The 22,467-nt window shown below is 67.6% G+C and carries 22 protein-coding genes; 12 read left to right on the top strand and 10 right to left on the bottom strand.

Features of this window, described 5'->3' with window-relative positions; genetic code table 11:
• Positions 1-84 precede the first annotated feature (84 nt).
• Both EL493_RS29830 and EL493_RS29825 read left to right on the top strand, forming a co-directional pair.
• A complete protein-coding gene (locus tag EL493_RS29830) occupies positions 85-1,233 on the top strand; it encodes an RNA-guided endonuclease InsQ/TnpB family protein (RefSeq protein WP_022566331.1) in 1,149 nt (382 codons plus the stop codon).
• A 112-nt stretch (positions 1,234-1,345) separates the two neighbouring features.
• Positions 1,346-2,029 (top strand): cutinase family protein, encoded by a 684-nt coding sequence (locus EL493_RS29825; RefSeq protein WP_036835028.1) that lies wholly within the window; start codon positions 1,346-1,348, stop codon positions 2,027-2,029.
• Positions 2,030-2,080: 51 nt separating this feature from the next.
• Here EL493_RS29825 and EL493_RS29820 read toward each other — a convergent pair whose 3' ends face one another.
• Positions 2,081-3,841 (bottom strand): molybdopterin-dependent oxidoreductase, encoded by a 1,761-nt coding sequence (locus tag EL493_RS29820; protein ID WP_019048851.1) that lies wholly within the window; start codon positions 3,839-3,841, stop codon positions 2,081-2,083.
• A gap of 101 nt (positions 3,842-3,942) precedes the next feature.
• Between EL493_RS29820 and EL493_RS29815 the strand changes: the two genes are divergently transcribed.
• On the top strand, positions 3,943-4,371 hold the full coding sequence (locus EL493_RS29815) for a hypothetical protein (RefSeq protein WP_019048850.1): 429 nt from the start codon (positions 3,943-3,945) through the stop codon (positions 4,369-4,371).
• Between the two features lie 61 nt (positions 4,372-4,432).
• On the opposite strand, the gene EL493_RS29810 is transcribed toward EL493_RS29815, so the two are convergent.
• The 4 genes from EL493_RS29810 to EL493_RS29795 all read right to left on the bottom strand — a co-directional run bounded on the left by EL493_RS29810 (position 4,433) and on the right by EL493_RS29795 (position 9,661).
• Entirely contained in the window at positions 4,433-6,226 is a 1,794-nt protein-coding gene (locus EL493_RS29810; protein WP_019048849.1) for an AMP-dependent synthetase/ligase, read from the bottom strand.
• 92 nt (positions 6,227-6,318) lie between these two features.
• Positions 6,319-7,272, bottom strand: a complete 954-nt coding sequence (locus EL493_RS29805) for an alpha/beta hydrolase (protein ID WP_019048848.1) — start codon at positions 7,270-7,272, stop codon at positions 6,319-6,321.
• Positions 7,273-7,289: 17 nt separating this feature from the next.
• Entirely contained in the window at positions 7,290-8,123 is an 834-nt protein-coding gene (locus EL493_RS29800; RefSeq protein ID WP_019048847.1) for an SDR family NAD(P)-dependent oxidoreductase, read from the bottom strand.
• A complete protein-coding gene (locus EL493_RS29795) occupies positions 8,120-9,661 on the bottom strand; it encodes a flavin-containing monooxygenase (RefSeq protein WP_022566329.1) in 1,542 nt (513 codons plus the stop codon). Before EL493_RS29795 ends, EL493_RS29800 begins: the two co-directional genes overlap by 4 nt.
• A gap of 67 nt (positions 9,662-9,728) precedes the next feature.
• On the opposite strand from EL493_RS29795, the gene EL493_RS29790 reads away from it, so the two are divergent.
• Both EL493_RS29790 and EL493_RS29785 read left to right on the top strand, forming a co-directional pair.
• A complete protein-coding gene (locus EL493_RS29790; RefSeq protein ID WP_019048845.1) occupies positions 9,729-10,364 on the top strand; it encodes a TetR/AcrR family transcriptional regulator in 636 nt (211 codons plus the stop codon).
• Positions 10,365-10,414: 50 nt separating this feature from the next.
• Complete coding sequence (locus EL493_RS29785) at positions 10,415-11,122, top strand: alpha/beta fold hydrolase (protein ID WP_019048844.1); 708 nt, start codon at positions 10,415-10,417, stop codon at positions 11,120-11,122.
• On the opposite strand, the gene EL493_RS29780 is transcribed toward EL493_RS29785, so the two are convergent.
• A complete protein-coding gene (locus EL493_RS29780; RefSeq protein WP_022566328.1) occupies positions 11,123-11,707 on the bottom strand; it encodes a helix-turn-helix domain-containing protein in 585 nt (194 codons plus the stop codon).
• Positions 11,708-11,790: 83 nt separating this feature from the next.
• Between EL493_RS29780 and EL493_RS29775 the strand changes: the two genes are divergently transcribed.
• Positions 11,791-12,789, top strand: a complete 999-nt coding sequence (locus EL493_RS29775) for an NAD(P)/FAD-dependent oxidoreductase (RefSeq protein WP_019048842.1) — start codon at positions 11,791-11,793, stop codon at positions 12,787-12,789.
• Between the two features lie 308 nt (positions 12,790-13,097).
• On the opposite strand, the gene EL493_RS29770 is transcribed toward EL493_RS29775, so the two are convergent.
• Positions 13,098-13,655: a TetR/AcrR family transcriptional regulator gene (locus EL493_RS29770; protein WP_019048841.1), complete on the bottom strand. Its 558-nt coding sequence runs from the start codon at positions 13,653-13,655 to the stop codon at positions 13,098-13,100.
• A gap of 85 nt (positions 13,656-13,740) precedes the next feature.
• Here EL493_RS29770 and EL493_RS29765 point away from each other — a divergent pair, with 85 nt between their 5' ends.
• Positions 13,741-14,349, top strand: a complete 609-nt coding sequence (locus EL493_RS29765; protein WP_019048840.1) for a hypothetical protein — start codon at positions 13,741-13,743, stop codon at positions 14,347-14,349.
• Positions 14,350-14,355: 6 nt separating this feature from the next.
• On the opposite strand, the gene EL493_RS29760 is transcribed toward EL493_RS29765, so the two are convergent.
• Positions 14,356-14,718, bottom strand: coding sequence for a hypothetical protein (locus EL493_RS29760; protein WP_019048839.1), 363 nt, complete (start codon positions 14,716-14,718; stop codon positions 14,356-14,358).
• A gap of 699 nt (positions 14,719-15,417) precedes the next feature.
• Between EL493_RS29760 and lepB the strand changes: the two genes are divergently transcribed.
• Entirely contained in the window at positions 15,418-16,077 is a 660-nt protein-coding gene (gene lepB, locus EL493_RS29755; protein WP_022566327.1) for a signal peptidase I, read from the top strand.
• Positions 16,078-16,127: 50 nt separating this feature from the next.
• On the opposite strand, the gene EL493_RS29750 is transcribed toward lepB, so the two are convergent.
• Positions 16,128-16,970 carry a YbaB/EbfC family nucleoid-associated protein gene (locus EL493_RS29750; RefSeq protein WP_022566326.1) on the bottom strand — a complete coding sequence of 281 codons (843 nt, stop codon included), beginning with the start codon at positions 16,968-16,970 and terminating at the stop codon, positions 16,128-16,130.
• A gap of 342 nt (positions 16,971-17,312) precedes the next feature.
• Between EL493_RS29750 and EL493_RS29745 the strand changes: the two genes are divergently transcribed.
• The 3 genes from EL493_RS29745 (at position 17,313) to EL493_RS29735 (ending at position 20,464) form a co-directional block, all read left to right on the top strand.
• Entirely contained in the window at positions 17,313-17,621 is a 309-nt protein-coding gene (locus tag EL493_RS29745) for a hypothetical protein (RefSeq protein WP_019048836.1), read from the top strand.
• A complete protein-coding gene (locus EL493_RS29740; protein ID WP_019048835.1) occupies positions 17,621-18,229 on the top strand; it encodes a hypothetical protein in 609 nt (202 codons plus the stop codon). Before EL493_RS29745 ends, EL493_RS29740 begins: the two co-directional genes overlap by 1 nt.
• A 1,518-nt stretch (positions 18,230-19,747) precedes the next feature.
• Positions 19,748-20,464 (top strand): SDR family oxidoreductase, encoded by a 717-nt coding sequence (locus EL493_RS29735; protein ID WP_022566323.1) that lies wholly within the window; start codon positions 19,748-19,750, stop codon positions 20,462-20,464.
• 112 nt (positions 20,465-20,576) lie between these two features.
• On the opposite strand, the gene EL493_RS29730 is transcribed toward EL493_RS29735, so the two are convergent.
• The gene (locus tag EL493_RS29730; RefSeq protein WP_019048832.1) at positions 20,577-21,734 is read right to left on the bottom strand and encodes a hypothetical protein; all 1,158 of its coding nucleotides are present in this window, start codon (positions 21,732-21,734) and stop codon (positions 20,577-20,579) included.
• Positions 21,735-21,935: 201 nt separating this feature from the next.
• On the opposite strand from EL493_RS29730, the gene EL493_RS29725 reads away from it, so the two are divergent.
• On the top strand, positions 21,936-22,388 hold the full coding sequence (locus EL493_RS29725) for a hypothetical protein (RefSeq protein WP_019048831.1): 453 nt from the start codon (positions 21,936-21,938) through the stop codon (positions 22,386-22,388).
• The last annotated feature ends 79 nt before the right edge of the window (positions 22,389-22,467 follow it).

Here is a 22,467-nt window from a genome sequence, read left to right as displayed (position 1 = left end):
CATGCCACCGCCTGCCCCCTGGCGTCATCGCGTGGCGGGCAGGCGGTTTGCTGCCCTGCGCTGTGGGCGGGCTAAACTGCGAGTGTGCAGGTCCGGTACAACTTCCGGCTCTACCCGACGCCTGGCCAGCGGGTTGCGTTGGCCCGGGCATTCGGGTGCGCACGGGTGGTGTACAACGACGGGTTGCGTGTGCGGCAGCAAGCCCGCGCGGCGGGATTGCCGTACGTCAAGGACTCGGTGCTGCAGACCCAGGTGATCACCGCGGCCAAGAAGACCTCGGAACGCGCGTGGCTGGGGGAGTCGTCATCCGTGGTGCTGGTGCAGGCGCTCGGCGACCTGCACACGGCCTACCGCAACTTCTTCGCCTCGGTCACCGGTAAACGGAAAGGTCCGAAGGTCGCGGTGCCGAAGTTCCGATCCCGCAAGGACAATCGGCAATCGATCCGGTTCACGCGCAATGGCTTCAGTCTTCGATCGAATCGGCGACTGTATCTGGCCAAGATCGGCGAGCTGAAGGTCGCGTGGTCGCGGGCCTTGCCGTCGGAACCGTCGAGCGTCACGATCGTCAAGGACGCGGCAGACCGGTATTTCGCCTCGTTCGTGGTGCAAGCGGACGACAGGTCGTTGCCGGAGGTCGAGTCCGAGGTCGGCATTGATCTGGGGTTGACTACTTTCGCAGTGCTCTCGGATGGGACGAAGATCGTCTCGCCGAGGTTTCTGCGGCAGGCCGAACGGCGGCTGCGCAAAGTTCAGCGGGCGCTGTCTCGCAAGCAGAAAGGATCGAAGAACCGGGCCAAAGCCCGGGTGAAGGTGGCTCGCGTCCATGCGAAGGTGGCCGACACGCGCCGGGACTGGGCGCACAAGCACTCCAGAAAGATCATCCGCGACAATCAAGCGGTGTTCGTGGAGGACTTGTGCGTGAAAGGTCTGGCGCGGACGCGGCTGGCGAAGTCTGTCCACGATGCCGGATGGAGTATGTTCACCCGCATGCTCGAGGAGAAGGCCGCGCGGTACGGACGGCATTTCTCCACGGTGGACCGGTTTTTCCCGTCGACACGCTTGTGTTCGGCCTGTGGTGTGGTCAGCGAGAAGAAGCCGTTGCACATTCGGGAATGGGTATGCACGTGCGGAGCTGTCCACGACCGTGATCTGAACGCAGCACACAACATCCTCGCCGCCGGACGGGCGGAGAGGTTAAACGCCTGCGGAGGGACAGTAAGTCCAGCCGCCTAGCGGAAGGCACGTCCCTGTGAAACAGGAACCCACTGAAGAACCGAAAGGTTCAGTCGGAATCCCGGCCGTTCATGGCTGGGAGGGCGTCAAAGCACGTTCACTTTCGCGATTCGTGTCTGCAGCTCTCCTGGCAGCCGCGTTTCCGCTGGTATCACCCGTTCAGTCCGCGATCGCGGCACCGTGTTCCGACGTGGAGGTGGTGTTCGCGCGGGGCACCGCGGAGCCCGGCGGCGAGCTCGGGCTCACCGGGACCTCCTTCGTCGAGGCGTTGCGGGTGAACTCCGGTGGCCGCTCGGTCGGCGCATACGGCGTCGACTACCCGGCCAGCAGCGACTTCGCCGACCGGCTCGCCTTCGCGCACACCGTGGTGCGCGGCATCGACGACGCGCAGCGCCGCGTCGAGTACATCGCGGCCAACTGCCCGGCCACCCGGATCGTGCTCGGCGGTTACTCGCAGGGCGCCGCGCTGGCCGGGTTCGCCACCGGCACCGGTGTGCCCGACGGTGTGCCCGCGGAGTACCGGTCCTATCTGCCCGCGCCGATGGCGCCCGAGGTGGCCGAGCATGTCGCCGCGGTGGTGCTGTTCGGCAAACCGTCGGACCGGTTCATGGCCGACGCGGGCGCGCCCGCCGTGGTGGTCGGTGCGGCGTACGCGGGCAAGACCCTCGACCTGTGCATCGATGCGGACAACATCTGCGACGGTTCCCCGCTCGGTCAGCCCAATGCCCTGCACACCCTCTACGGCATCAACGGAATGACGATCACCGCAGCGCAATTCGCCGCGCAGCGGTTCTAGCTCCCGGGTGACGGAAATGCCGGTCACGGGTGCGGCCGGCCTTTCCCGCTGTCAGGCGACCTGGAGGGTGAGGGTGGGATAGCCGGTCGCACCGTCCGGCACGACATCCTGCTGGACCGCGGTCTGCGGCGTCCCCGTCTCGTCGAGGGCGCGGGCGCGGAGGGTGTGCTGGCCGGAGGTGGCGTCCCAGTCGTAGACCCATTGCCGCCAGGTGTCGACGGTGACCTCGGTGGACAGCCGCGCCGCCCGCCACGGACCGTCGTCGATCTGCACTTCCACCCCGGTGATACCGCGATGCTGGGCCCAGGCGACACCGGCGATCGTGGTGCGGCCCGGTGGAATCCGGCCGCGCCCGCGCGGGGTGTCGATGCGCGTGCCGGTCTTGATCGGGCCCAGCGCCGACCAGCCGCGCCGGGTCCAATAGGCGGTGGCCCGGTCGAATCGGGTCACCTCGAGTTCGGTGACCCACTTGGTGGCCGAGACGTAGCCGTAGAGACCCGGCACCACCAGGCGCGCCGGATACCCGTGCCGAATCGGCAGCGGCTCGCCGTTCATGCCGATGGCCAGCAGCGCGTCGCGGCCGTCGGTGAGCGCGCTCAGCGGGGTGCCCGCGGTCCAGCCGTCGGTGCTGCGCGAGAGCACCATGTCGGCCTCGGGCAGCGGGCCCGCCTCGGCGAGCAGTTCGTCGAGGCGGTAGCCGAGCCAGGGGGCATTGCCGATCAGGTCGCCGTTCACCGGATTGGACACGCACGCCAGCGTCACCAGCCGCTCCACCGGGGTCCGCCGCGCGAGATCGTCCCAGGTGAGCCGGATTTCGCGCGCGACCAGGCCGTGGATGCGCAGTTCCCACGCGTCGGTGGACAGCTGGGGAACGACCAGCGCGGTGTCGATCCGGTAGAAGTCGCTGTTGGGCGTGAGAAACGGGGTGAGGCCGGGCACCGGCAGGTCGGCCTCGGCGGGCAACGCGGGCAGCGGCGCCACCGGGCGGGGGAGTGCGACCGTCGCCCGTTCGGCCGACACATCGGTCCTGGCGCCGCCGAGCAAACGTCCGGCCAGGCCCGCACCGATCGCGAAAACGCCTGTCGCCGCGATCCCGCCGAGGACTCGGCGGCGGCCGGTGCTCGCCGTGTCGGCGGCCGCCGTGCTCGTTTCCGGCTCGCCCGGCCGAGCCGGCCCGCGTAACCCGGCGGTGCTCGCCGTGTCGGTGGCCGCCGTGCTCGTTGCCGGCTCGTGGGTGCTCGCCGGATCGAGGTCTGCGAGCGCGTCGCGTCCGGACTCGACGTCGGCGTGGATGTCTCGGACCGGGCCGGTGTCGGCGGTATCGTCGGCGGCTGAGTCAGCGGCGGAGCTGTCCGCAGCGGGGCCGCGTGCCGGAGCCGCACCGGCGGCCACCTCCGCATCGATCCGGCGGGTGAGCGCACGCAGCGCGAGAATCCCTGCGGCGGTGCCGATCAGCGCGGGCAGCGCACCACCGATCCCATCGACCCGGCCCGCCCCGACGACGGCCGCCACCACCCCGAAGATCCCGAAGACGATCGACCCGACCGGCCGCCCGACCCGCTCCAGCGCGCCGGCCAGCCCGGCGACCACCACCGCCACCACGCCCATGCACACGAACAGCACGGCTTTGTCGTTCGTGCCGAAGGTCTGGATCGCCCACTCCCGGATCCCGTCCGGGGTATGGTCGACGACCGTCGCGCCGAGCGCGTAGGCGGGCGCGCTGCCCGCACCGGTGAACACCGCGACCAGCTCGGCCACCCCGAGCACCAGCGCGGCCGCGACGATCCCGGCCACCACCCGCAACAACGCCATACAGCGAGCCTACGTCGGGCGCGGCGAAACAGCTGCGCGCACCACCGACTGAAAACTACACTGTGTAGTAGAACTGAATCCGTCCTCGGCAGGAGGCTCCCATGCCCGAGACCACTCCATCCGACACCGCACTCCGCCGCGCGACCGGCGTCTTCGCCGTCGCCCTCCTGGTCCACGGCGCCGACCACATGCGCCGCGGCATGGAGGTCACCTCCGCCCTCGTCAACGCGCTGGGCACCCTGCAACTGCTGGCCGCTCTGCTCGTCGTCTACCTGGTGTTCCGGCGCAACCCGTCGGCCCCGCTCGCCGCCGCCGTCGTCGGCTACGCCAGCGCGGCGGGCTTCTTCGTCGTCCACCTGCTCCCGGACTGGTTCGGCCCGCTCAGCGACAGCTTCATCGCCGCCCCGCCGCGGGCGAAGGTCACCGGCTTCTCCTGGTTCGCGGCACTGTTCGAAATCGTCGCCGACCTGGCGCTGGCCCTCGCCGCCACTCGCGTCCTGCGCGAACGCTCGGCCCGCGTCCTCGCCTGATCGTCCAGGAAAACGCGAAACGGCCGGTTGCCCAGGGCAACCGGCCGTTTCACGGCGTATCTCAGCTGTAGATCTTGTCGACCTCGGACGCGTACTGCTTCATGACGACAGCGCGCTTGAGCGACATCTTCGGGGTGAGCTCGCCACCCTCCTGGGTCCAGTCGACCGGGAGGATGCGGATCTTCTTGATCGCCTCGGCCTTGGAGACCTTCTTGTTGGTCTCGTCGACCGCGGCCTGCACCTCGGCGACCAGCGTCGGGTTCTCGATCAGGGTCTCGATCGCGGTGTCGGCGGCGACGCCGTTGCGATCCTTCCAGCCCGGCAGGGCCTCCGGGTCGAGGGTGATCAGGGCGCCGATGAACGGCTGACCGTCACCGACCACCATGACCTGGCTGATCAGCGGGTGCGCGCGCAGGGAGTCCTCGAGCACGGCGGGGGAGACGTTCTTGCCGCCCGCGGTGACCAGGATTTCCTTCTTGCGGCCGGTGATGGTGATGAAGCCGTCGGCGTCGATGGCGCCCAGGTCACCGGTCTTGAACCAGCCGTCCTCGAAGGACTCGGCGGTGGCCTCCGGGTTGCCCCAGTAGCCGTCGAACACGACCGAGCCCTTGAGCAGCAGCTCGCCGTCCTCGGCGATCTTGGCCGCGTGGCCCTGGATCGGGCGACCCACCGAACCGACCCGGATGAACTGCGGGGTGTTCACGCTGAACGCGGCGGTGGTCTCGGTCAGGCCGTAGCCCTCGTAGATGGTGACGCCGACGCCACGGAAGAAGTGACCGAGGCGCGCGCCCAGCGGGCCGCCACCGGACACGGCGGCCAGGCACTGACCACCGAGCGCGGCGCGCAGCTTGCTGTAGACCAGCTTGTCGAAGACGAAGTGCTTCAGCTTCAGGATCAGGTCGGGGCCGCCCTTTTCGAGCGCCTCGCTGTAGGCGATGGCCGTCTCGGCGGCGGCGTCGAAGATCTTGCCCTTGCCGCCGTCGTGCGCCTTCTGCTTGGCCGAGTTGTAGACCTTCTCGAACACGCGCGGGACCGAGAGGATGAAGTCCGGCTTGAACTCGCCGAACTGCTCCACCAGGGTCGTCCAGTCCGAGCTGTGCCGGATGGTCACCTTGGAGTCGAAGGCGATCAGCGCGACCGCGCGGGCGAACACGTGCGCCAGCGGCAGGAACAGCAGCGTCTTCTGGCCCTCGGAGACGAAGGCGGACAGCTCGATGCCGCCCGAGCGCGACTCCGCGTAGAGGTTCGCGTGGGTCAGCTGCACGCCCTTGGGCTTGCCGGTGGTGCCCGAGGTGTAGATCAGGGTGGCCGGCGAGGCCGCGCCGACCTGCTTGCGACGCTCGTGCACGACGGCGTCGTCGAGGTCGGCGCCACGCTCGGTGAGCTGGTCGACCGCGCCCTTGTCGATCTGCAGGGTCTCGGCCAGCGCGGGCAGCGAACCGGCCTCGATCTCCTCGATCGTGGCGCGGTGCTTGTCGTTCTCGACGACCAGCAGCTTGGTCTCGGAGTCCTGCAGGATCCACTTGGCCTGCTCGGCGGCCGAGCTGTCGTAGATCGCGACGGTCACGCCACCGGCGGCCCAGATCGCGAAGTCCAGCAGCGTCCACTCGTAGCGGGTGGCTGCCATGATGGCGACACGGTCGCCGAGTTCGATGCCGGAGGCGATCAGGCCCTTGGCGACGCCGATAACGGCCTTCTCGAACTGCTTCGCCGTGACGTCGTTCCAGCCGCCGCTGCCGTTCGGGACGTTGAACAAGACCGTGTTCGGCGTCTCCGCGGCGAAGCGGAAGACGTTGTCGGAATTGTTCGCATCGTCCGGGATGGTGTAGGAAGCCGGAACTTCGAACTCTCGCATCAGTGCCCTTCCAGTGGGTTCTACTCGCCAGTAATCTACGACACGTTCGGCCGGGCCGCGATATCGCCGTCCGAAAATCCTGTCACCAGGACTTATCGTAAATCGTCGATCGATACTGGCTGGATTGCCTCTCGCAGGAATTCTGCGAGTTCGCTGAGGGCCAACGCTGCCTCGGTGACCAGCGCGGCCTGCAGTTGCGCGACATGCCACAGGCCGCGGGTTTCGGTGAAGCGGACGTGCACGCCCGCGCCACGCAGGGCGGAAACCAGCTGGCAGCACTGATCGTGTAACAGTTCGCTCACATCGGCCTGCACATAGGTGGGAGGCAGCCCGATCAGGTTTCCGGCGAGCGGGGCGTAGCCCGCTTCGGTTGCGGCGCCGTCGCCGAGGTAGTAAGCGGCGCACGCCTGCGACCACGCCCGGTTGATCACCAGGTCGCGGCTGCGGCTCGGCACCTGGGTGGGGTCGACCCAGGGCGCGATGAGGCCGAGCGCGGCGGGCGTCATCTGGTGACGCTCGATCAGCCGCTGGGCCAGCGCCAGCGCCAGCCCGCCGCCCGCCGAGTCACCGGCCACGCAGATCTGGTCGGGCCGGTAGCCCACGTTCCCGACCAGGTCGAGGAACGCCGTCTCGGCGTCGTCCAGGCCGGCCGGGAACGGGTGTTCCGGCGCGAGCCGGTAGTCCAGCGAGTACACCGCGCAGGAACTGTCCCTGGCCAGCCGCGCGACCAACGAGCGGTGGGTGGCCAGCGAGCCGACGACATACCCGCCGCCGTGCAGGTACAGGATCGCGCCCGCGGCGCGCTCCGGCGGGACCGCCCCGGTCCGTGAACCGGGCATCGCGGCCTCGGCGATGACCCGCTCGGCCGGGCGGCCGCCCAGCTGCAGATGCTGCACGACCGAACCGTCGGGCATCAGCTGCAGCCGGGAGGCCACGTCGAGCAGAGCGCGCTGCACCGTCACCGGCAGCCGCGCGTTGAGCGTCACCCGGAAGACCGGGTCGAGCACGGCGCGGACGATCGGCAGCGGAATGGTGAACTCGCGCATGGCGTTTCCTAGTCGCGTCAGTGCGGCATGAAACGGCCGTTGACCACGGCCGAGATCCGGTTGTAGCCCGAGGCCAGGAAGCGCACGCTCACGTCGAGCACCTTGGCCTCCCAGCCGATCAGCACGCGCGCGTGACCCTTGCGCACACCCTCGGTGATGGTCTGCGCGGCCATCTCCGGGCTGTGGATCGCCAGGTACTTGTCGAACAGCGAGGCGGTGTTCTTGCCGTCGATGCCCTCGGCGTAGGTGGCGTTGCGGGCCACCGCGGTCTTGATGCCGCCGGGGTGCACGCAGGTGACCTTGACCGGCGACTTGGAGATCTTCATCTCCTGGTACAGCGCCTCGGTGAAGCCGCGCACCGCGAACTTGGCCGAGTTGTAGGCCGCCTGGCCGGGCACGGTGACCAGGCCGAACAGGCTCGACACGTTGACCACGTGGCCGTCGCCGGACTCGATCAGCATCGGCAGGAACGCCTTGGTGCCGTTGACGACGCCCCAGAAATCGACATCCATGATGCGTTCGATGTCTTTGAAGTCGGTCTTGACCACGTCACCGTGGTAGGCGATACCGGCGTTGTTGTAGATCTGGTGCACGACGCCGAAGTGCGCCTTCACCGAGTCGGCGTAGACCAGGAACGCCTCGCGCTCGGCCACGTTGAGCCGGTCGGACTTGACCTGCGCGCCGAGGCCCTCGACGATGCGCACGGTCTCGGCCAGGCCCTCGGCGTCGATGTCGGACAGCGCCAGCTTGGCGCCGCGCCGGGCCAGGTTCTCGGCCAGCGCCCGGCCGATGCCGGAGCCCGCGCCCGTGATCACACAGACTTTGTTCGTGAAGTAAGCATCATTGCTCACTGTGCTGCCACCACTTTCAGTTCGGTGTCGGAGTCGGTCGAAGAAGTCGTGTCGTAGGCAGCGACATCGAAATTCTTGGTCAGCCTACGGAACTGGAAGGTGAAATCGGGCCACAGCGTGGTGTTGTTGCCGTGCTTGTCCAGGTACCAGCTGGCACAGCCGCCGTTCATCCAGACGCTGTCGGCCATCTTCGCCTGCAGTTCGGCGTTGTACTCGCGGACCGCGTCCTGACGGACCTCCACGGTGCGCAGGCCCTGCTTGTCGATGGTGGCCAGGGCGTCGGCGACGTAGTTGATCTGCGACTCGATCATGAACACCATCGAGGTGTGGCCCAGGCCCACGTTCGGGCCGAGCAGGAAGAACATGTTCGGGAAGTTCTCGATGGTCGAGCCCTTGTAGCCGCGCTGGCCGACCTCGTCGAACTGCTCGGACAGGGTCTGCCCGGTCCGGCCGACGATGGTCTCGAAGGCGGGGGAGTCGGTGACGTGGAAGCCGGTGGCCACGATCAGGGCGTCGATCTCGCGCTCGGTGCCGTCCTTGGTGACGATCGAACCGGGCTTGACCTCGGTGATGCCCTCGGTGATCACCTCGACGTTGTCGCGGTCGATCGCCGGGTAGTACTCGTTCGAGATCAGCATGCGCTTGCAGCCGATGCGGTAGTTCGGGGTGACCTTGGCGCGCTTGACCGGGTCGCGGACCTCGGCCAGCAGCTTGGCGCGGGAGATGGTCTCGAAGATCTTCATCAGCGCGGGGTACTTGGCCAGGCCGACGACCTGGGTCTCGCGGGCGGCGTAGATGGCCGCGCGGGACAGGCGCTGCACGCCGGGAATGTACTTGAACGCCAGGCGTTCCGGCAGGAAGTACGGGCGGTCCATGCGCGGCAGCAGCCACGGCGCGGTGCGCTGGTAGAGGTCGAGGTGGGCGACCTTGTCCGCGATGGCGGGCACGATCTGGATGGCCGAGGCGCCGGTGCCGATCACCGCGACCCGCTTGCCGGCGAGTTCCACGTCGTGATCCCAGCGGGCCGAGTGGAAGATCTCGCCCTCGAACTCGTTGATGCCCTTGATGTCGGGCAGCGACGGCTCACACAGGGCGCCGACGGCGGAGACCACGGTGTCGGCGGTGAAGTCGCCCTTGCTGGTGGTGATGTCCCAGCGCGCGGTCTCGGCGTTCCAGCGCATCCCCAGCACGTCGCAGTCGAACAGGTGCTTGTCGAGCACGTTGTTCTTCTCGGCGACGCCGCGGATGTAGGCCTGGATCTCGCCCTGCTTGGAGAACGAGCGCGACCAGTCGGGGTTCAGCGCGAACGAGTACGAGTACAGGTGCGAGGGCACGTCGCACGCGGCGCCGGGGTAGGTGTTGTCCCGCCAGGTGCCGCCGACATCGCTGCCGCGCTCGAGGACGAGGAAATCGTCGCGGCCCTGCTGATGCAGCCGGATGGCCATACCCAGGCCCGCGAACCCGCTGCCGACGATGATCGTCCGGACGTGGCGGGGGGCGCGGTCGGTGACAACTTTGTCTGTAACCTTGCGACTCATGTAACCCAGACTACTTTCCTATTGAGCGGGAGTCAACAGCTATTGAATCAGATTCAGTAGCGTTAGGATGAGCTACGTGACTATCAGGAGTGCGGGAGCGGCCAAGCGGGTGCGTCTCAGTCCCGAGGAACGTCGGCTGCAGCTGATCACCCTCGGCGCCGAGATGCTGGCCGATCGGTCGCTCGAGGACATCGCGGTCGACGACATCGCCAAGCAAGCGGGCATCTCGCGCGGGCTGCTGTTCCACTACTTCGCCTCGAAGCAGGAGTTCCACGAGGCCATCGCCCGGCACGTGAGCGCGGAGTTCTTCGCCGCCGTCACCCCCAACCGGGACCTGTCGCTGTTCGACATGCTGCGCGACTCGATCGAGCGGTTCGTCGACTACGCCACCGAGCACTCCGCCTCCTACCGCGCGGTGCTGCGCGGCCCGGCCAGCGTGGCCCCCGCCGTGGTCGGCTACGTCGACGAAACCCGCGGCGCCATCGCCGATCTCATCGTCGGCGAACTCCCCCTCCCTCCCGACGACCCCGACCTGGCCCGCCTGACGCTGACCGTCCGCGGCTGGATCGCCTTCGTCGAGGAGACAATCCTCACCTGGATGGCCGAAAAGCCCATCTCCCGAGAACAATTGGTGGATCTGCTGGTGGAATCGCTCCCGGCCCTGGCTCTGAGCCCGGCACTGATCGCGGCACTCCAGGGCTGAGGTCCGGCGCCGAGGTGGTCGTCCGGCATGGCGTGTACGGAGGAGGTCGCGTGCGTGATCCGCTGAATCCCGGTCGGCACCAGCTCGTACGCCCCGACGGAACAGTCCTGCGCGGGTGGTCGGTGGGTGTCGGGTCGACTGTCCTGTTGCTGCACGCCGGGGGTGAGCGGAGCCGGGTCTGGGAACCGGTGGTCGGTGGGCTGGTCGCCGAGGGCTGTCGGTGCGTCGCCTTCGACCTGCGCGGACATGGAGACAGCGGAGGTTCCGCGCGGTCGGTGACGACCTGCGCGGCCGACATCGCCGCGATGATCCGCGACGAACCGCCCGGCTGTGTCGTCGTCGGCGCGTCGCTGGGCGGGTTGGCCGCGCTCGCCGCCCTCGCCGATGCCGAGGTGTGCGCGCGGGTCGCCGGTCTGGTGCTGGTGGACGTCGTCCCGACCATGAATCCCACCCGCGTTCGCGAATTCCTCTCCGGGGCACCTGATTTCGGTTCGTACGTCGAGATCGTCGAGGACATCCTCGGCGGGATTCCCCAGCTCGGGCAGGCCGCGGCGGCGCTGGAAGTGCCGGTACTGCTCGTGCGAGCCGGTGAGCGCACGCCGGTCACCGAGGATTATGTCGACGAATTTGTGCGCCTGGTGCCGCATGTCGCCGTCCACCGGATCGCCGGTGCCGGTCATCTCGTGGCCAGGGAGCGCCCCGGCGAACTCGCGGAGGCCATCGCCGGGTGGCTGTCGACGGCCCTCTCTCGCGGCTGATCAGCCGGAGCCTTTGGGCCGGGCGCGGAAGTGGGCTCGTTCGCCCTGTTTGCCGAAGAGGCTGAGGAATTCGACCGGGTGGTCGTCGGCGGCGCCGAACCAGTGCGGGACGTGGGTGTCGAATTCGGCGGCTTCGCCGGGGGTGAGGACGATGTCGTTGTCGCCGAGGATCAGGCGCAGGCGGCCGTTGAGGACGTAGAGCCATTCGTAGCCCTCGTGGACCTGGGGCTCCTCGGGCCGATTGCGGGCGTTCGGGGCGATGATCATCTTGAAGGCCTGGATGCCGCCCGCGCGCTTGGTGAGTGGGAGCATGGTCATGCCGTGGCGGGTGACCGGGCGCAGGTGGATGCGCGGGTCGCCGGTGGGTGGGGCGTCGACGAGTTCGTCGAGGGTCACGCCATGGGCTTTGGCCAGGGGAAGCAGCAGTTCGAGGGTGGGTTTGCGGTCGCCGGACTCCAGGCGCGACAGCGTGCTGACCGAGATGCCGGTCTCGGTCGAGAGGTCGGCCAGCGTGGTCCGGCGTAGTTTGCGCAGTTCACGGAGCCGGGGGCCGACCGATCCCAGCGTCTTCTCCAGGTCGTCCATGGATCCCAGTTTGCCATAGCGGCAAGAAAGATTGCCACCACCGTCATGCGGGGTGCACGGTGGATCGCGAAGGAGGCTTGGAGATGACACAGTTGAACGACACCTACGACGTGGTGGTCCTCGGCGGCGGCGCGGCCGGGCTGAACGCGGCGCTCATGCTGGCCCGTTCCCGCCGCACGGTCGCCGTGATCGACGCGGGTTCGCCGCGCAACGCGCCGGCCGACGGAGTGCACGGGCTGCTCGCGCGGGAGGGGATGCCGCCGCTGGAACTGCTCGAGCGCGGGCGTTCCGAGGTGCGCGGGTACGGCGGGCACGTGGTGCCCGGCCGGGTGGTCGGGGTCGAGCGGCCGGATGCTGTTGTGGGCGAAGGTGATCCGGCCCCGATCGGGTTCGGGTTCCGGGTGACGCTGGAGGACGGCCGCGCGGTGTCCGCGCGCCGCGTCCTCGTCGCCACCGGCCTCGCCGACGAACTCCCCGAGGTGCCCGGGCTGCGGGAGCAGTGGGGCCACGGCGTCCTGCACTGCCCCTACTGCCACGGCTGGGAGGTGCGTGACCAGCGCATCGCCGTCCTGGCCGGCGGACCGATGTCGGTGCACCAGGCGCTGCTGTTCAGTCAGCTGAGCGAGGACATCGTCTTCCTCACCCACACGGCCGCCGGGCCGAGCGACGAGGACGCAGAAATGCTTGCCGCGCGCGGCATTCGGGTCGTCGACGGCGAGGTCGCCGAGGTGCTGTCCACGGCGGGCACCCTCACCGGCGTCCGCCTGGCCGACGGCACCGTGCTCGACCGCGACGCCCTCGTCGTGGGCCCGCGCATGAACACCCGCGCCACCTTCCTCGCCGGCCTCGGCCTGGAACCGCAGCCGCACCCGTCCGGCATCGGTGACCACATTCCCGCCGATCCCGTCGGCCGCACCGCGGTCCCCGGCGTCTGGATCGCGGGCAATGCGACCGACCCGTCCGCCCAGGTCGGCGCGGCCGCGGCGGCGGGTGCCATGGCGGGTGCGCAGATCAATGCCGAACTGGTGATGGCCGAGACCGAACACGCGGTCGCCGCCCGGCGGCCTGGCATTCCCGCCTGATCGGGCGCCCTCGGCGGGGTGTGATGTCTCGCCGGGGGCGTTCGCGGGTGGGGTCGAACCCGCCGGGGTGGGGAACTCGGATCCAGGTCACCGCCGCCGCCGAAGCAAGCGAAACCTCGCCGCTCTGGCGGTCGACTGGTCGGTCAGCGGCGTCGCTACGTGTTCCGGCTGGCGGAGAGGTGCGTGCGACAGCCTGTTCCCGGTCAGGGGCATCGGCGCTGAGGTTTCGGAGGCTACGTGTTCCCGTTCGGGGTCGTGTTCGTGTGGCTGTGCCGGGCGGCGTATTCGAAGGTCGGAACTGTTGCCGCTCAGCGTGTTCGGGCAAGCGCGTCGTCGATGGCCGAGGTCAGCAGGGCGTGGGCCCGTTCGGCGGGGAGTTGGCCGAGGGTGACGTGGAGGGCCAAGCCGTCGAGGAAGGCGAGGAGGGATTCGGCGGCGTCGGTGGGAGCGGGGTGGTCGGGAAGGAGACCGGCGATGTGGTCGCGAAAGGCCAGGCCGTTCGCGGCGATGGTGCCCGCGATCGGGGGACGCACCGAGGCGAACGCCAGGTAGCCGATGAGACTGCGGGCTTCGGCGACCGATTCCGGGTCGTCGGTGGGGAGCAGGGCGGTGAGGATGCCGTGCAGCCCGGGTTCGGGGCCCGCGGCGTCGATCCGGGTGGCGATGCGCTCGGCGATGGTGGTCGAGGCGTACTCCATCATCGCCTCCTTGGTGGGGAAGTAATGCTGGACCTGACCTGCGGAGACACCGGCTTCGGTGGCGACGTGGCGCAGGCTGATCGCCTCCAGTCCGTCGCGGGCGAGCAGGCGCATCACCGCGTCGCTGATCGCGGCCCGCCGGGCACTGTGGTCCACGCGTTTCGGCATGGACCCCATCTTTTCACGATGCGATCGTATTGCCATATCGGCTCGCCAGTCTTTACAATGCATTCGTATTGCAAAGGAGGGTGGCATGCGCCCGATCATGCGGCTCGGACTTCGTTTCGTCCGGCTCGAAATCGACATCTGGGTCAGCCTCGCACGGGCGATCACCCGCAGGCCCGACACCCTGGGCGGCACGCCGATCCGCTACGCGGGCGCGGTGTCCGCGGTGATCTGGGCCTTCGTGGTGGTCAGCGCCATCGAGATCCCGGCGGTGCACGTACTCATCCCGTGGGCGCCGGTGCGGCTCGCGGTGCTGGCGCTCGGGGTGTGGGGACTGCTCTGGATGCTCGGCATGCTCGCCGCGCACCACATGTATCCGCATGTGCTGCAAGGAGATCGATTGCGAGTGCGCTACCTGCGCCGGGTCGAATTCGTGATCCCGCTGGACGCGATTCGCGCCGTGCGCCAGGATCTGCGCGCCTACGACGGCTCGAAATCGGTGCGTCTCATCGACACCGACGTCCTCGCAGTGCCGATCGCCGACTCGACGAACGTGCGAGTGGACCTCACCGCACCGCACACTTTCGCCACTCCACAGGGCGCTGTCACCGTACGCACGGTCGTCTTCTGGGCCGACGATCCCCGCGCCGCGATCGCGGCGATTCGCGCGACGCCGGAGCGAACCGGCGCCGCCTGAGAACCGTCAGCCGGGAAGTGGTGCATCCGAGGGGAATCGGCGCACCACGGTGATGGGGCCGACGATGTGGCGGTTGAACTCATCCAGTTCCTCAGCCGGAATCCAGTATTCGAGAATGTCGCGGCCACCGGCCTGTTGCACGTCGTAGCGGTCGAGGAAGTCGGCGCGCACCGCGAACCGGGTCACATAGCCCGCGCCGGAGGCGGGGACGTTCCAGTCGCGTGCGATCAGGACCGCGTACTCCTCGGTGAGGACCGGGTAGAAAATCGGCTGGTCGGGCAGCCGCGCCGGCCACGCCGACCACCCCGACGCGGCGACCAGCGCCAGTTCCTCCGGGCCGGTCGGCCGCCACAGGGTGGTGGTGCGCATGTGTCCTCCTTGTCGAGGAACGCACAGTAGCCGGGCGCTGGGCGCTGAGGCCACCGGTTATCCGGGCGCCGCGTCCGACTCGAAGGCGGTGACGCGCAGCGGTTCGAGGGCGCTCGGGACGGGGTGCCCGATAGGGCCGAGTGAAAGATGGCGGTAGGCAGCCGACGCAGGCGGAGACATTGCCACCGGCCTCCTCTGGCGTCATGACCACGTGCCTCATTCCGGTGCGCCCAAAATGGACATCGCGGGTCTATATCCGTTGCGTCGTCTGCGCTGCCGCGTCAAGAACGTCACTATTCGATCTGAGGCGCAAATATTTTACGCTGCTATAAGTCATGTATAGGGCGGAGATCATTCCGTAGCCATTACGTGGATTGACCCCGCAGACTCAATCTGCAGAGCCGGCTCGGGGGTGTGGCACATTGGTATTGGTGTATTAGATCGAGCCTGCTGCCGGGCGGCAGCGGAAGTCGAGATCCTCATAACGAGTCTGACGTGGAACGTCGAGACTGGTAGGCGACCGGCAGTGTCACGTCGCGTCGATGAGTCATTCGTGAGCGGCGGCCGGTTCAGGGCTACGCTGTTCGGGTGGGAGAAGATAGTGAGTCCGGGGCCAAGTCCGACAACGGGGGGCGTTGGTGGGCAGTGCGCCGACAGCGGACTACCCAGAGGCCATTCTGGCAAGAGCTACCGATCTTGATGCTTGTCGCAGCGCTGATTGCTGCGTTCATGGTCACTTTTGTCGGCCGCCCGTATGTAATTCCCTCGCAGTCCATGGAGCCTACTTTGCACGGCTGCAGTGGTTGCACAGGCGATAGGATTTATGTCGAGAAACTGAGCTACTATGGGGATGATCCAGAACCTGGCGATGTGGTCGTTTTTGTTGGACCACCTTCGTGGAACACCATGTACACATCAATTCGCTCCAGCAATCCCGTCGTGCGGGGATTGCAGAATTTCTTGTCGTATTTTGGGCTGGTTCCACCTGACGAGAATAATTTGGTCAAGCGGGTGATTGCTGTAGGTGGCCAAACGGTTCAGTGCTGCGACCTTCAGGGTAGGGTTGTCGTAGATGGTAAGCCGCTGAATGAACCGTATGTGGTCAAAGACTATGCCTGGGACCCTGATGGAAGTAATGCGGTATATCCCAGAGGTCGGGTATTCGGGCCAGTGAAAGTGCCTGATGGGTACTTGTGGGTCATGGGGGATAATAGAAATGAGTCCAGAGACTCCCGCGCGCACGTGGCGGACGATTTCCAGGGTGCGGTGCCCATCGACAACGTGCGTGGTCGTGCCGTGTTCAAGATTTGGCCGCCAGGGAGAATCGGGTCGGTTGAGGGGCGGAATCCACAGAGCTGAATAAGCTGCGTAGGCAGGCCGACATCTACCGGTAGCTGAGTTGGCAGTCCTCAGGAATCCCAGTGGGATCGATACCAGAGATCGTCGTGCCAGAGATTGTCGTATCGCAAGTGGTCGTGGATGGGCGACAAATCGGGGCCGGACCTCGAGGGCGGGTCGTATGGTGTCGAGTAGGAGGTCTGGGCGGCCGATTGCGCGCCGTCGCTGACTGTCTGCGAGCGTGCCCGGCGGGGCAGAGGGACTCTTCTCGGCGACGGCGAGTCGGCAATGACAGTTGCGTAGGGGTTGTCCTCGCCGGGTGTTATCACGTCGTACGTGTCGCGGCTATCGTTGGCCGGCTGGTGTGGGCGGATCAGGTGTGCTGGCTGGTTCTCTGGATCTGTGCCGTGCGCGACAGCGCTCAGTGCTGCCTCGTCGGTTCGGCCTTGCGCATCTGGACTGAGATCCGGAGGCTCGGGTGTTGGGCTCGGATCCGGGTTTCGTTGGCGGGGCGAGGCTTCGTCGTGCGGCTGTTCATCATTCGGCGGCTCGGGCTGCGGCGATTCGGCCGGAGCGTCTACCGGGGTGCTTGATCCGGCAACAGCTTCATCGAGATCGTCGCCGGTCTGGGCGTTCACATCGGCCGTGGACGTTTCGACCGTGTGGTCTTCGAGCGTTGCTCGCATGGCCTCGCCGGCTTCGGCGTGAGCGAGTCGGTGTAAGACGACGATGTGGTCGACCAGCTGTTGCGGATCCAGTCGCTGGCCGGACTCACTGAGCCGGACCGTATGCAGCGCACCGTTGGCGCCGACCTCGACAGTCACTGAGCTGTCGCTGGAGGATGCAGTCCCCCGGATACGCAGTAGAACTTCTTGCAGGTACTCCAACCGTGCGTTGTCGGCGTCCTCCGTCATGACAAACCTCACTAGTTCCTCGGTGCATAGCATCGAACGCGTCTGCACAGCTGTCGATGTGGCGCTGGGGGGCGGGAAACCACCCGTTCAGCCTCGGTATCGGCGGCCGTCGAGCACTTCGTGCGGTGCTGCCCTGCTGCCCACCCCCGGCAGTCCGCCACTGGTTCCACGATGGTTTCGATCTCGATGGAACCATTTCCGAGTCTGCCGCGTCATATCCAGTGACACAACAGATCTGGTCTCGAACCGCGAAGCGCAATGCCGAACGCAAGGCATGCGCCCGCCGCACGAGTCCGAGCGCACACCAGGTCACATCGAAACAGTGGCCCGGCAGGGGGATTCATGGAGATGAACAGCGAGGGATTGCAGCTGCTGGCAGGCAGCCAGGGTGCGTCGAGCCTGGAGCTGTGGGCTAGCGGAGGTCGGCTGACGAGCGCGGCAGCCGAATATGCTCCGGGGCAGGCCGGCCGCGACTATCAGTACTACGGAACACAGATTCAAGCGGCGATGGAAGCGATCGGCGTTCAGGTCGCCGGCTGGGCCGCCGCTCTGGAGCAGCACGGCAGTGGCTTGACGATCAGCAAGAACGCGATCGTCGGAACGGACGACACAGCGGCAGCCGGCATCGGCGCGGTCGACGGGACCCTCTGATGCAGGGGAGCACCGAGCAAGGTGATACCGATGTCGATCGGATTTTGGCTCAGGGACTCGGCAAACTGAATGCGCTCGGACAGTTCATGTCCCTGTACAAGGACTGGACCGGAGCGTACCCACACGAGACGAGCCCTGACACACTGCTGGACGGCTATCAGCAACAGCAGGGTATGAGTGTGGAGGCGCTCCGAACCTACGCGACCGCGCTCAGCAACGAGCTGGCCGTGACGCTGAATGACCTCGTCGTGGATCAGCAGTCGGCGGTGGGCCAATTGGATGCGGTGTGGAACGAATCCGCGGGATCGGCTGCAGCGTCGCAGGTGCAGGCGCAGCTCAGTGTCGGGATAGCAGCCGATACCGAAGCTCTGTCCCTCGCCTCGGACACCGTCACTACGGCTGCCGACACCCTCGAGCGGATGGTTTCGCAGAAGGCCTCCGCTATCGAGGAATGCCTCAGCGACAACATCGCCGGTTTGTCACTTCAGCAAGTCTGCCAGCTGGTGGAGTACGCCAAGAACGGGTTCGGCGCTTCGAGTTCCGAAGAGGCGGCAGCGAAGCTGCGCGCGATACTTCCCGAATACCCTGGTGGTTCCGATGTCTCTTGATCCGCAGCAGTACGCGACTGAGTGGCTGAACTCGGTGTTCAAGCCGGATGTCGAGAACAAGGTGCAACTCGTGTCGGGACTGAACACCGAAACCGATACCGCCGTGGCAGGTTCGTTGCAGACGGTCGCAGGCCAGATGGATACTGCGGCTGGGACTGGCGGGACTCAACCTGGTGGGGCGCAGACCGGTGGGGACCAATCCGGCGGAAGCCAAGCCGGCGGGGCGCAGACCGGTGGGGACCAATCCGGCGGAAGCCAAGCCGGTGGGGCGCAGACCGGTGGGGACCAATCCGGCGGAAGTCAGGCCGGCGGGGCACAGACCGGTGGGTCGCAGAGCGGCGGCGGGAGCCAATCCGGCGGCACCTCAGACATGGGTAAGGCCGGTGAGTGGCGTCCTGGGGACATCGCCAACGTGCTGGATTCGGCCAGCAAGATCACTGGCAGCATTCCTGACCTGATCAAGGCTGTCGGCACGTTGGACGATGATGTCGACGACATCATCAAGGCTGGTGGCGAGGCCATCAAGTCGGGTGGCGAAGGCATCGCGACGGTGCTCGACTCGATCAACAAGATGGACGACCCGACGGCCAGTGGATCGGATTCCCCGGGCTCGAGTACTGACGGTGCGGCCAAGTCTGGTGGAACCCAGGGGGACGGGAGTCAGTCTGGTGGGGCTCAGGCTGGCGGGAGTCAGTCTGGTGGGGCTCAAGCTGGCGGGAGTCAGTCTGGTGGGGCTCAGTCTGGCGGGGCTCAGGCTGGTGGGGCTCAGTCTGGCGGGAGTCAGTCTGGTGGGGCTCAAGCTGGCGGGGCTCAGTCTGGTGGGGCTCAGTCTGGCGGGAGTCAGTCTGGTGGGGCTCAGACTGGTGGAACTCAAGTCGGTGAGACCAAGGTCGGCGGTATCCAAACTGTCGGGAACATTGTCTCGTCCGGGTCGCCGGGGGCCACCGTGCCCGCGAGCGTTTCCCAACCTCTTCAACCCTCACTGGCCGGGCTTCCCCTGCTCCGAGCGGTCTCCGGTAGCGACCAGGAGCACCGACGTGCCCCGAGCATCACGACGGCACCTACCACGGCGTCGAGCGACGAACAGGAGGCTCCGCAGTGAATCCGATCGCGCGTTTGGAGAATCTCGGTGACCAGCACGCATCCGCGGTCAAACGTATTCGGGATCAATTCGAGCAAATCGACCAGCGCGCGAAACAGAGCTCTCGGGAACTCGCTGCTCGGGAGCGGGAACGCCGGGCTGACCGCGACAAACAGAGAGCGCCCCGGAAGTCCGCCGCCGGGCCCCTCGCACCCAGCGAACTGCTCGGCCACCCGGAGCTGCTTTTGTGGGCCCTGAGGAAGTAGCTGTTCTGCCGACGCGGGTGTCTTTCCGGTACGAGTCGATCATCACTACGCGGATAAGCCTGTGCCCACAGGGGTTATCGAGGGCGCGGTGCCGGCGGGATAGGGGTGGATCGGCGGTCCTAGGTCTTGGTGGCCCTGGTGGAGGGGGCTCGGTGGGGTGAATCTGGGGGTATGACACAGACGATCGCCCTGGTTACCGGGGGCAACAAGGGGCTCGGCCGGGAGACGGTGCGCAGGCTGGGTGGGCTGGGGTGGCAGGTTTTTCTCGCTGCTCGGGATGTGGGGCGTGGTACCCGGGCGGCTGCCGAATTCGTCGCGGACGGGCTGGATGTGCGGTTCGTGCCGCTCGATGTCACCTCCGACGAGTCGGTCGCCGCGGCGGCGGAGACGGTGCGGGCGGGCGCGGGTCGGCTGGATGTGCTGATCAACAACGCGGCCGTCGCGGGGTCGCGTACCGCGCCCGGTGACACCGTGCCCGACGAGCTGCGGGAAGTGTTCGAGACCAATGTGTTCGGGCCGATCCGCGTCACCAACGCGTTCCTGCCGCTGCTGCGCGCTTCCGGGCATCCGCGCATCGTGATGGTCTCCAGCGGTGTCGGATCGATCGCCACAATCTCCGAGCCGAGATTCGCGGGCCTGCTGCCACCTGCCCTCGGGTACCCCAGCAGCAAGGCGGCGCTGAACATGGTCACCGTCATGTACGCGCGGGAACTGACGGGGATGCGGGTCAACGCGGTCGATCCCGGGTATACGGCGACCGACCTCAACGGGCACAGTGGATTCCAGACCGTCACCGAGGGCACCGACGCCGTCGTGGCCCTCGCGACGGCGGACCGGGACGGCCCGACCGGTGGCTTCTTCGACCGCACCGGCCCCACCTCGTGGTGAGAGCGGGTGCCCTGCTCGCGGCCGGCGTGGCGGCCCTGCGGGCGGCCGGGTTCGACACCTCTCCGGAGACCACGATCGACGCGCTGCGGCGGTGCGGCCCAGTTGAGCGCGGCTACTTGTGGCCGCCGCCGTGATCGTGGCCGCCGCAGGTGTCGGTGCGCCTGCCGTCGGTGGCGCTCGCCTGGCCCGCGCCGTGGCCCTCCAGCGCGGCGAACGGGCCGCATTCGTGCGGGGCGATCCACACGTGCACCATCGGATTGCCCGAACCGGGGTTGATCGAGTTGGGCGGGCAGTTGCCCTGGGCATCGGTCACGCCCGCGACGACGGGACCGTTGTCGCCCGCCTTCCAGCACAGGTTGTCGTGGACGTGCCACTGCATCAGCGAGCCGCCGAAATCGGTGAGCGCCGGGTCGTCGATCTTCTTGCCGTTGGCGATGTACATGGCCGAGACCAGGGTGCGGTTCGCGCCGTCGACCCGGTAGACCAGCGACTCCGGGTGCGTGGCGTCGAGGAAGTTGCCGTCGCGGATGTAGCCGGTGTTGATGTAGTGCTCGTAGCCGGTCGCCGCGTCGCCGATCGAGCGGAAGCCGAGGGCGCCGACGGTCGACACATCGGCGAAGGCGGGCAGGCCGTCGAGGGTGCTGCGGATCAGGTTGGTGGCCCGCTGCTGCTGATCGGCGGTCACCCCGGGCACACCCGACAGGTCGATCGGCTGGGTGGGGTCGAACGGGCGCGGCCACGCGGAACCGGTGTCGTGGTGGTCGCCGTGGTCCTCGCCGGCGGCGTGGGCGTGGTCGCCCGTCTCGCCGTGGCTGTGCACGTGGCCGACGCCGTTGAGCATCGCCGCCAGCGCCAGCACGCCCACGGCGGCCGCCGCGACTCCGGACCGCAGCGGTGGCAGCGTCGCCTGGGGGCGGAGCAGGCCGATGCCGACGGCCACGGCGGCGAGCGCGCCGAGCGCGGCGCACACGGTGTCGGCCACCTGCGGCGACTCCGCGGTCAGTCCGGTGATCCACGGAATGTCGGCGAAGCGGGTGAAGGCCCAGATCGCCGCCGCGAAGGCGTTCACCGCCAGCACCGCCGACGCCACGATCCGGCGTTCGCTCAGCAGCACCGCGAGTCCGGTCGCGCACTGGATCGCGGCCAGCACCACCATCGATCGCGCCAACGTGGCATGTTCGGTGTGCATCCCGGCGGCCATGAAGTGCACCGCGCCCGCGCCGACCGACGAGATCCCGCCGAGCAGCAGGAAGCCGTTTCGTCCGCTCACTTCTACGCTCCTATCGATGGTTCGTGCCGCACGCTACCTGGCCGCGATGAGGCCGGGGTGCCGCGCGGTTGAGAGATCTCTGAGAGCGGCCGTTGCCGTATTGAGACCATTACGGTGGGTAACGATCGCCGGGTGGGTCGCGAAATCGCAGACATGAGTCTGAAAAGCACACAAGGTCAACGGGTTTCGGTTCGGGTCGGGGTGGCCGCCGCAGCGGCCGTTACCGCGCTCGTCGGGTTCAGCGGTCCGGCCACGGCATTGCCGTCGGATCAGGTCGTCCAGTTCAACCCGACCCTCGCCAGGATCCCGGGCACCGGCTGCGCGGCCATCATCAATGCCGAGACGGTCCCGCAACCGCAGGCCGGGCAACTCGGTGTCCGCGTGAAAATCGTCCAGACCGGCGAGAGCTGCGACGTCTATCGCGTCTCGGTGCGGTGGAAGAACCTCGATACCGGCGTCGCGAACGCCCAGTCCCACAAGGTCGACAGCAACGGCGTCATCGAACACGCCCCCGACGGCGTGATCACCGGCATGGGCATGGCTCCCGGCCCCGGCCGCGTCGAGGCCACCATCGTGGCCACCACCGACACCTACCCCAACCACCATGACCTGGAACAACTCTCGGGCAAGGCCTGGATCACCCTGAACGCGTAAACAGGAAAGCCGACAGGGGCGGACGTAGGCGCCCGGAAACGGCCGACGCCGGGTGGATCGGGGGATCCACCCGGCGTCG

The sequence above is a fragment of the Nocardia asteroides genome (assembly GCF_900637185.1).
GTDB lineage: Bacteria > Actinomycetota > Actinomycetes > Mycobacteriales > Mycobacteriaceae > Nocardia > Nocardia asteroides.
This window is presented reverse-complemented; position numbering and strand designations above follow the sequence as displayed.

Excerpts from the sequence above, each read along its gene's own strand:
- EL493_RS29805 (WP_019048848.1), bottom strand. The coding sequence starts at position 7,272 with ATGCGCGAGTTCACCATTCCGCTGCCGATCGTCCGCGCCGTGCTCGAC.
- EL493_RS29810 (WP_019048849.1), bottom strand. The coding sequence starts at position 6,226 with ATGCGAGAGTTCGAAGTTCCGGCTTCCTACACCATCCCGGACGATGCG.
- EL493_RS29770 (WP_019048841.1), bottom strand. The coding sequence starts at position 13,655 with ATGCCGAAACGCGTGGACCACAGTGCCCGGCGGGCCGCGATCAGCGAC.
- EL493_RS29740 (WP_019048835.1), top strand. The coding sequence starts at position 17,621 with ATGCAGGGGAGCACCGAGCAAGGTGATACCGATGTCGATCGGATTTTG.
- EL493_RS29745 (WP_019048836.1), top strand. The coding sequence starts at position 17,313 with ATGGAGATGAACAGCGAGGGATTGCAGCTGCTGGCAGGCAGCCAGGGT.
- EL493_RS29780 (WP_022566328.1), bottom strand. The coding sequence starts at position 11,707 with ATGGACGACCTGGAGAAGACGCTGGGATCGGTCGGCCCCCGGCTCCGT.
- EL493_RS29820 (WP_019048851.1), bottom strand. The coding sequence starts at position 3,841 with ATGGCGTTGTTGCGGGTGGTGGCCGGGATCGTCGCGGCCGCGCTGGTG.
- EL493_RS29760 (WP_019048839.1), bottom strand. The coding sequence starts at position 14,718 with ATGCGCACCACCACCCTGTGGCGGCCGACCGGCCCGGAGGAACTGGCG.
- EL493_RS29765 (WP_019048840.1), top strand. The coding sequence starts at position 13,741 with ATGCGCCCGATCATGCGGCTCGGACTTCGTTTCGTCCGGCTCGAAATC.
- EL493_RS29815 (WP_019048850.1), top strand. The coding sequence starts at position 3,943 with ATGCCCGAGACCACTCCATCCGACACCGCACTCCGCCGCGCGACCGGC.
- EL493_RS29775 (WP_019048842.1), top strand. The coding sequence starts at position 11,791 with ATGACACAGTTGAACGACACCTACGACGTGGTGGTCCTCGGCGGCGGC.
- EL493_RS29735 (WP_022566323.1), top strand. The coding sequence starts at position 19,748 with ATGACACAGACGATCGCCCTGGTTACCGGGGGCAACAAGGGGCTCGGC.
- lepB (WP_022566327.1), top strand. The coding sequence starts at position 15,418 with ATGCTTGTCGCAGCGCTGATTGCTGCGTTCATGGTCACTTTTGTCGGC.
- EL493_RS29795 (WP_022566329.1), bottom strand. The coding sequence starts at position 9,661 with ATGAGTCGCAAGGTTACAGACAAAGTTGTCACCGACCGCGCCCCCCGC.
- EL493_RS29750 (WP_022566326.1), bottom strand. The coding sequence starts at position 16,970 with ATGACGGAGGACGCCGACAACGCACGGTTGGAGTACCTGCAAGAAGTT.
- EL493_RS29790 (WP_019048845.1), top strand. The coding sequence starts at position 9,729 with ATGAGCTACGTGACTATCAGGAGTGCGGGAGCGGCCAAGCGGGTGCGT.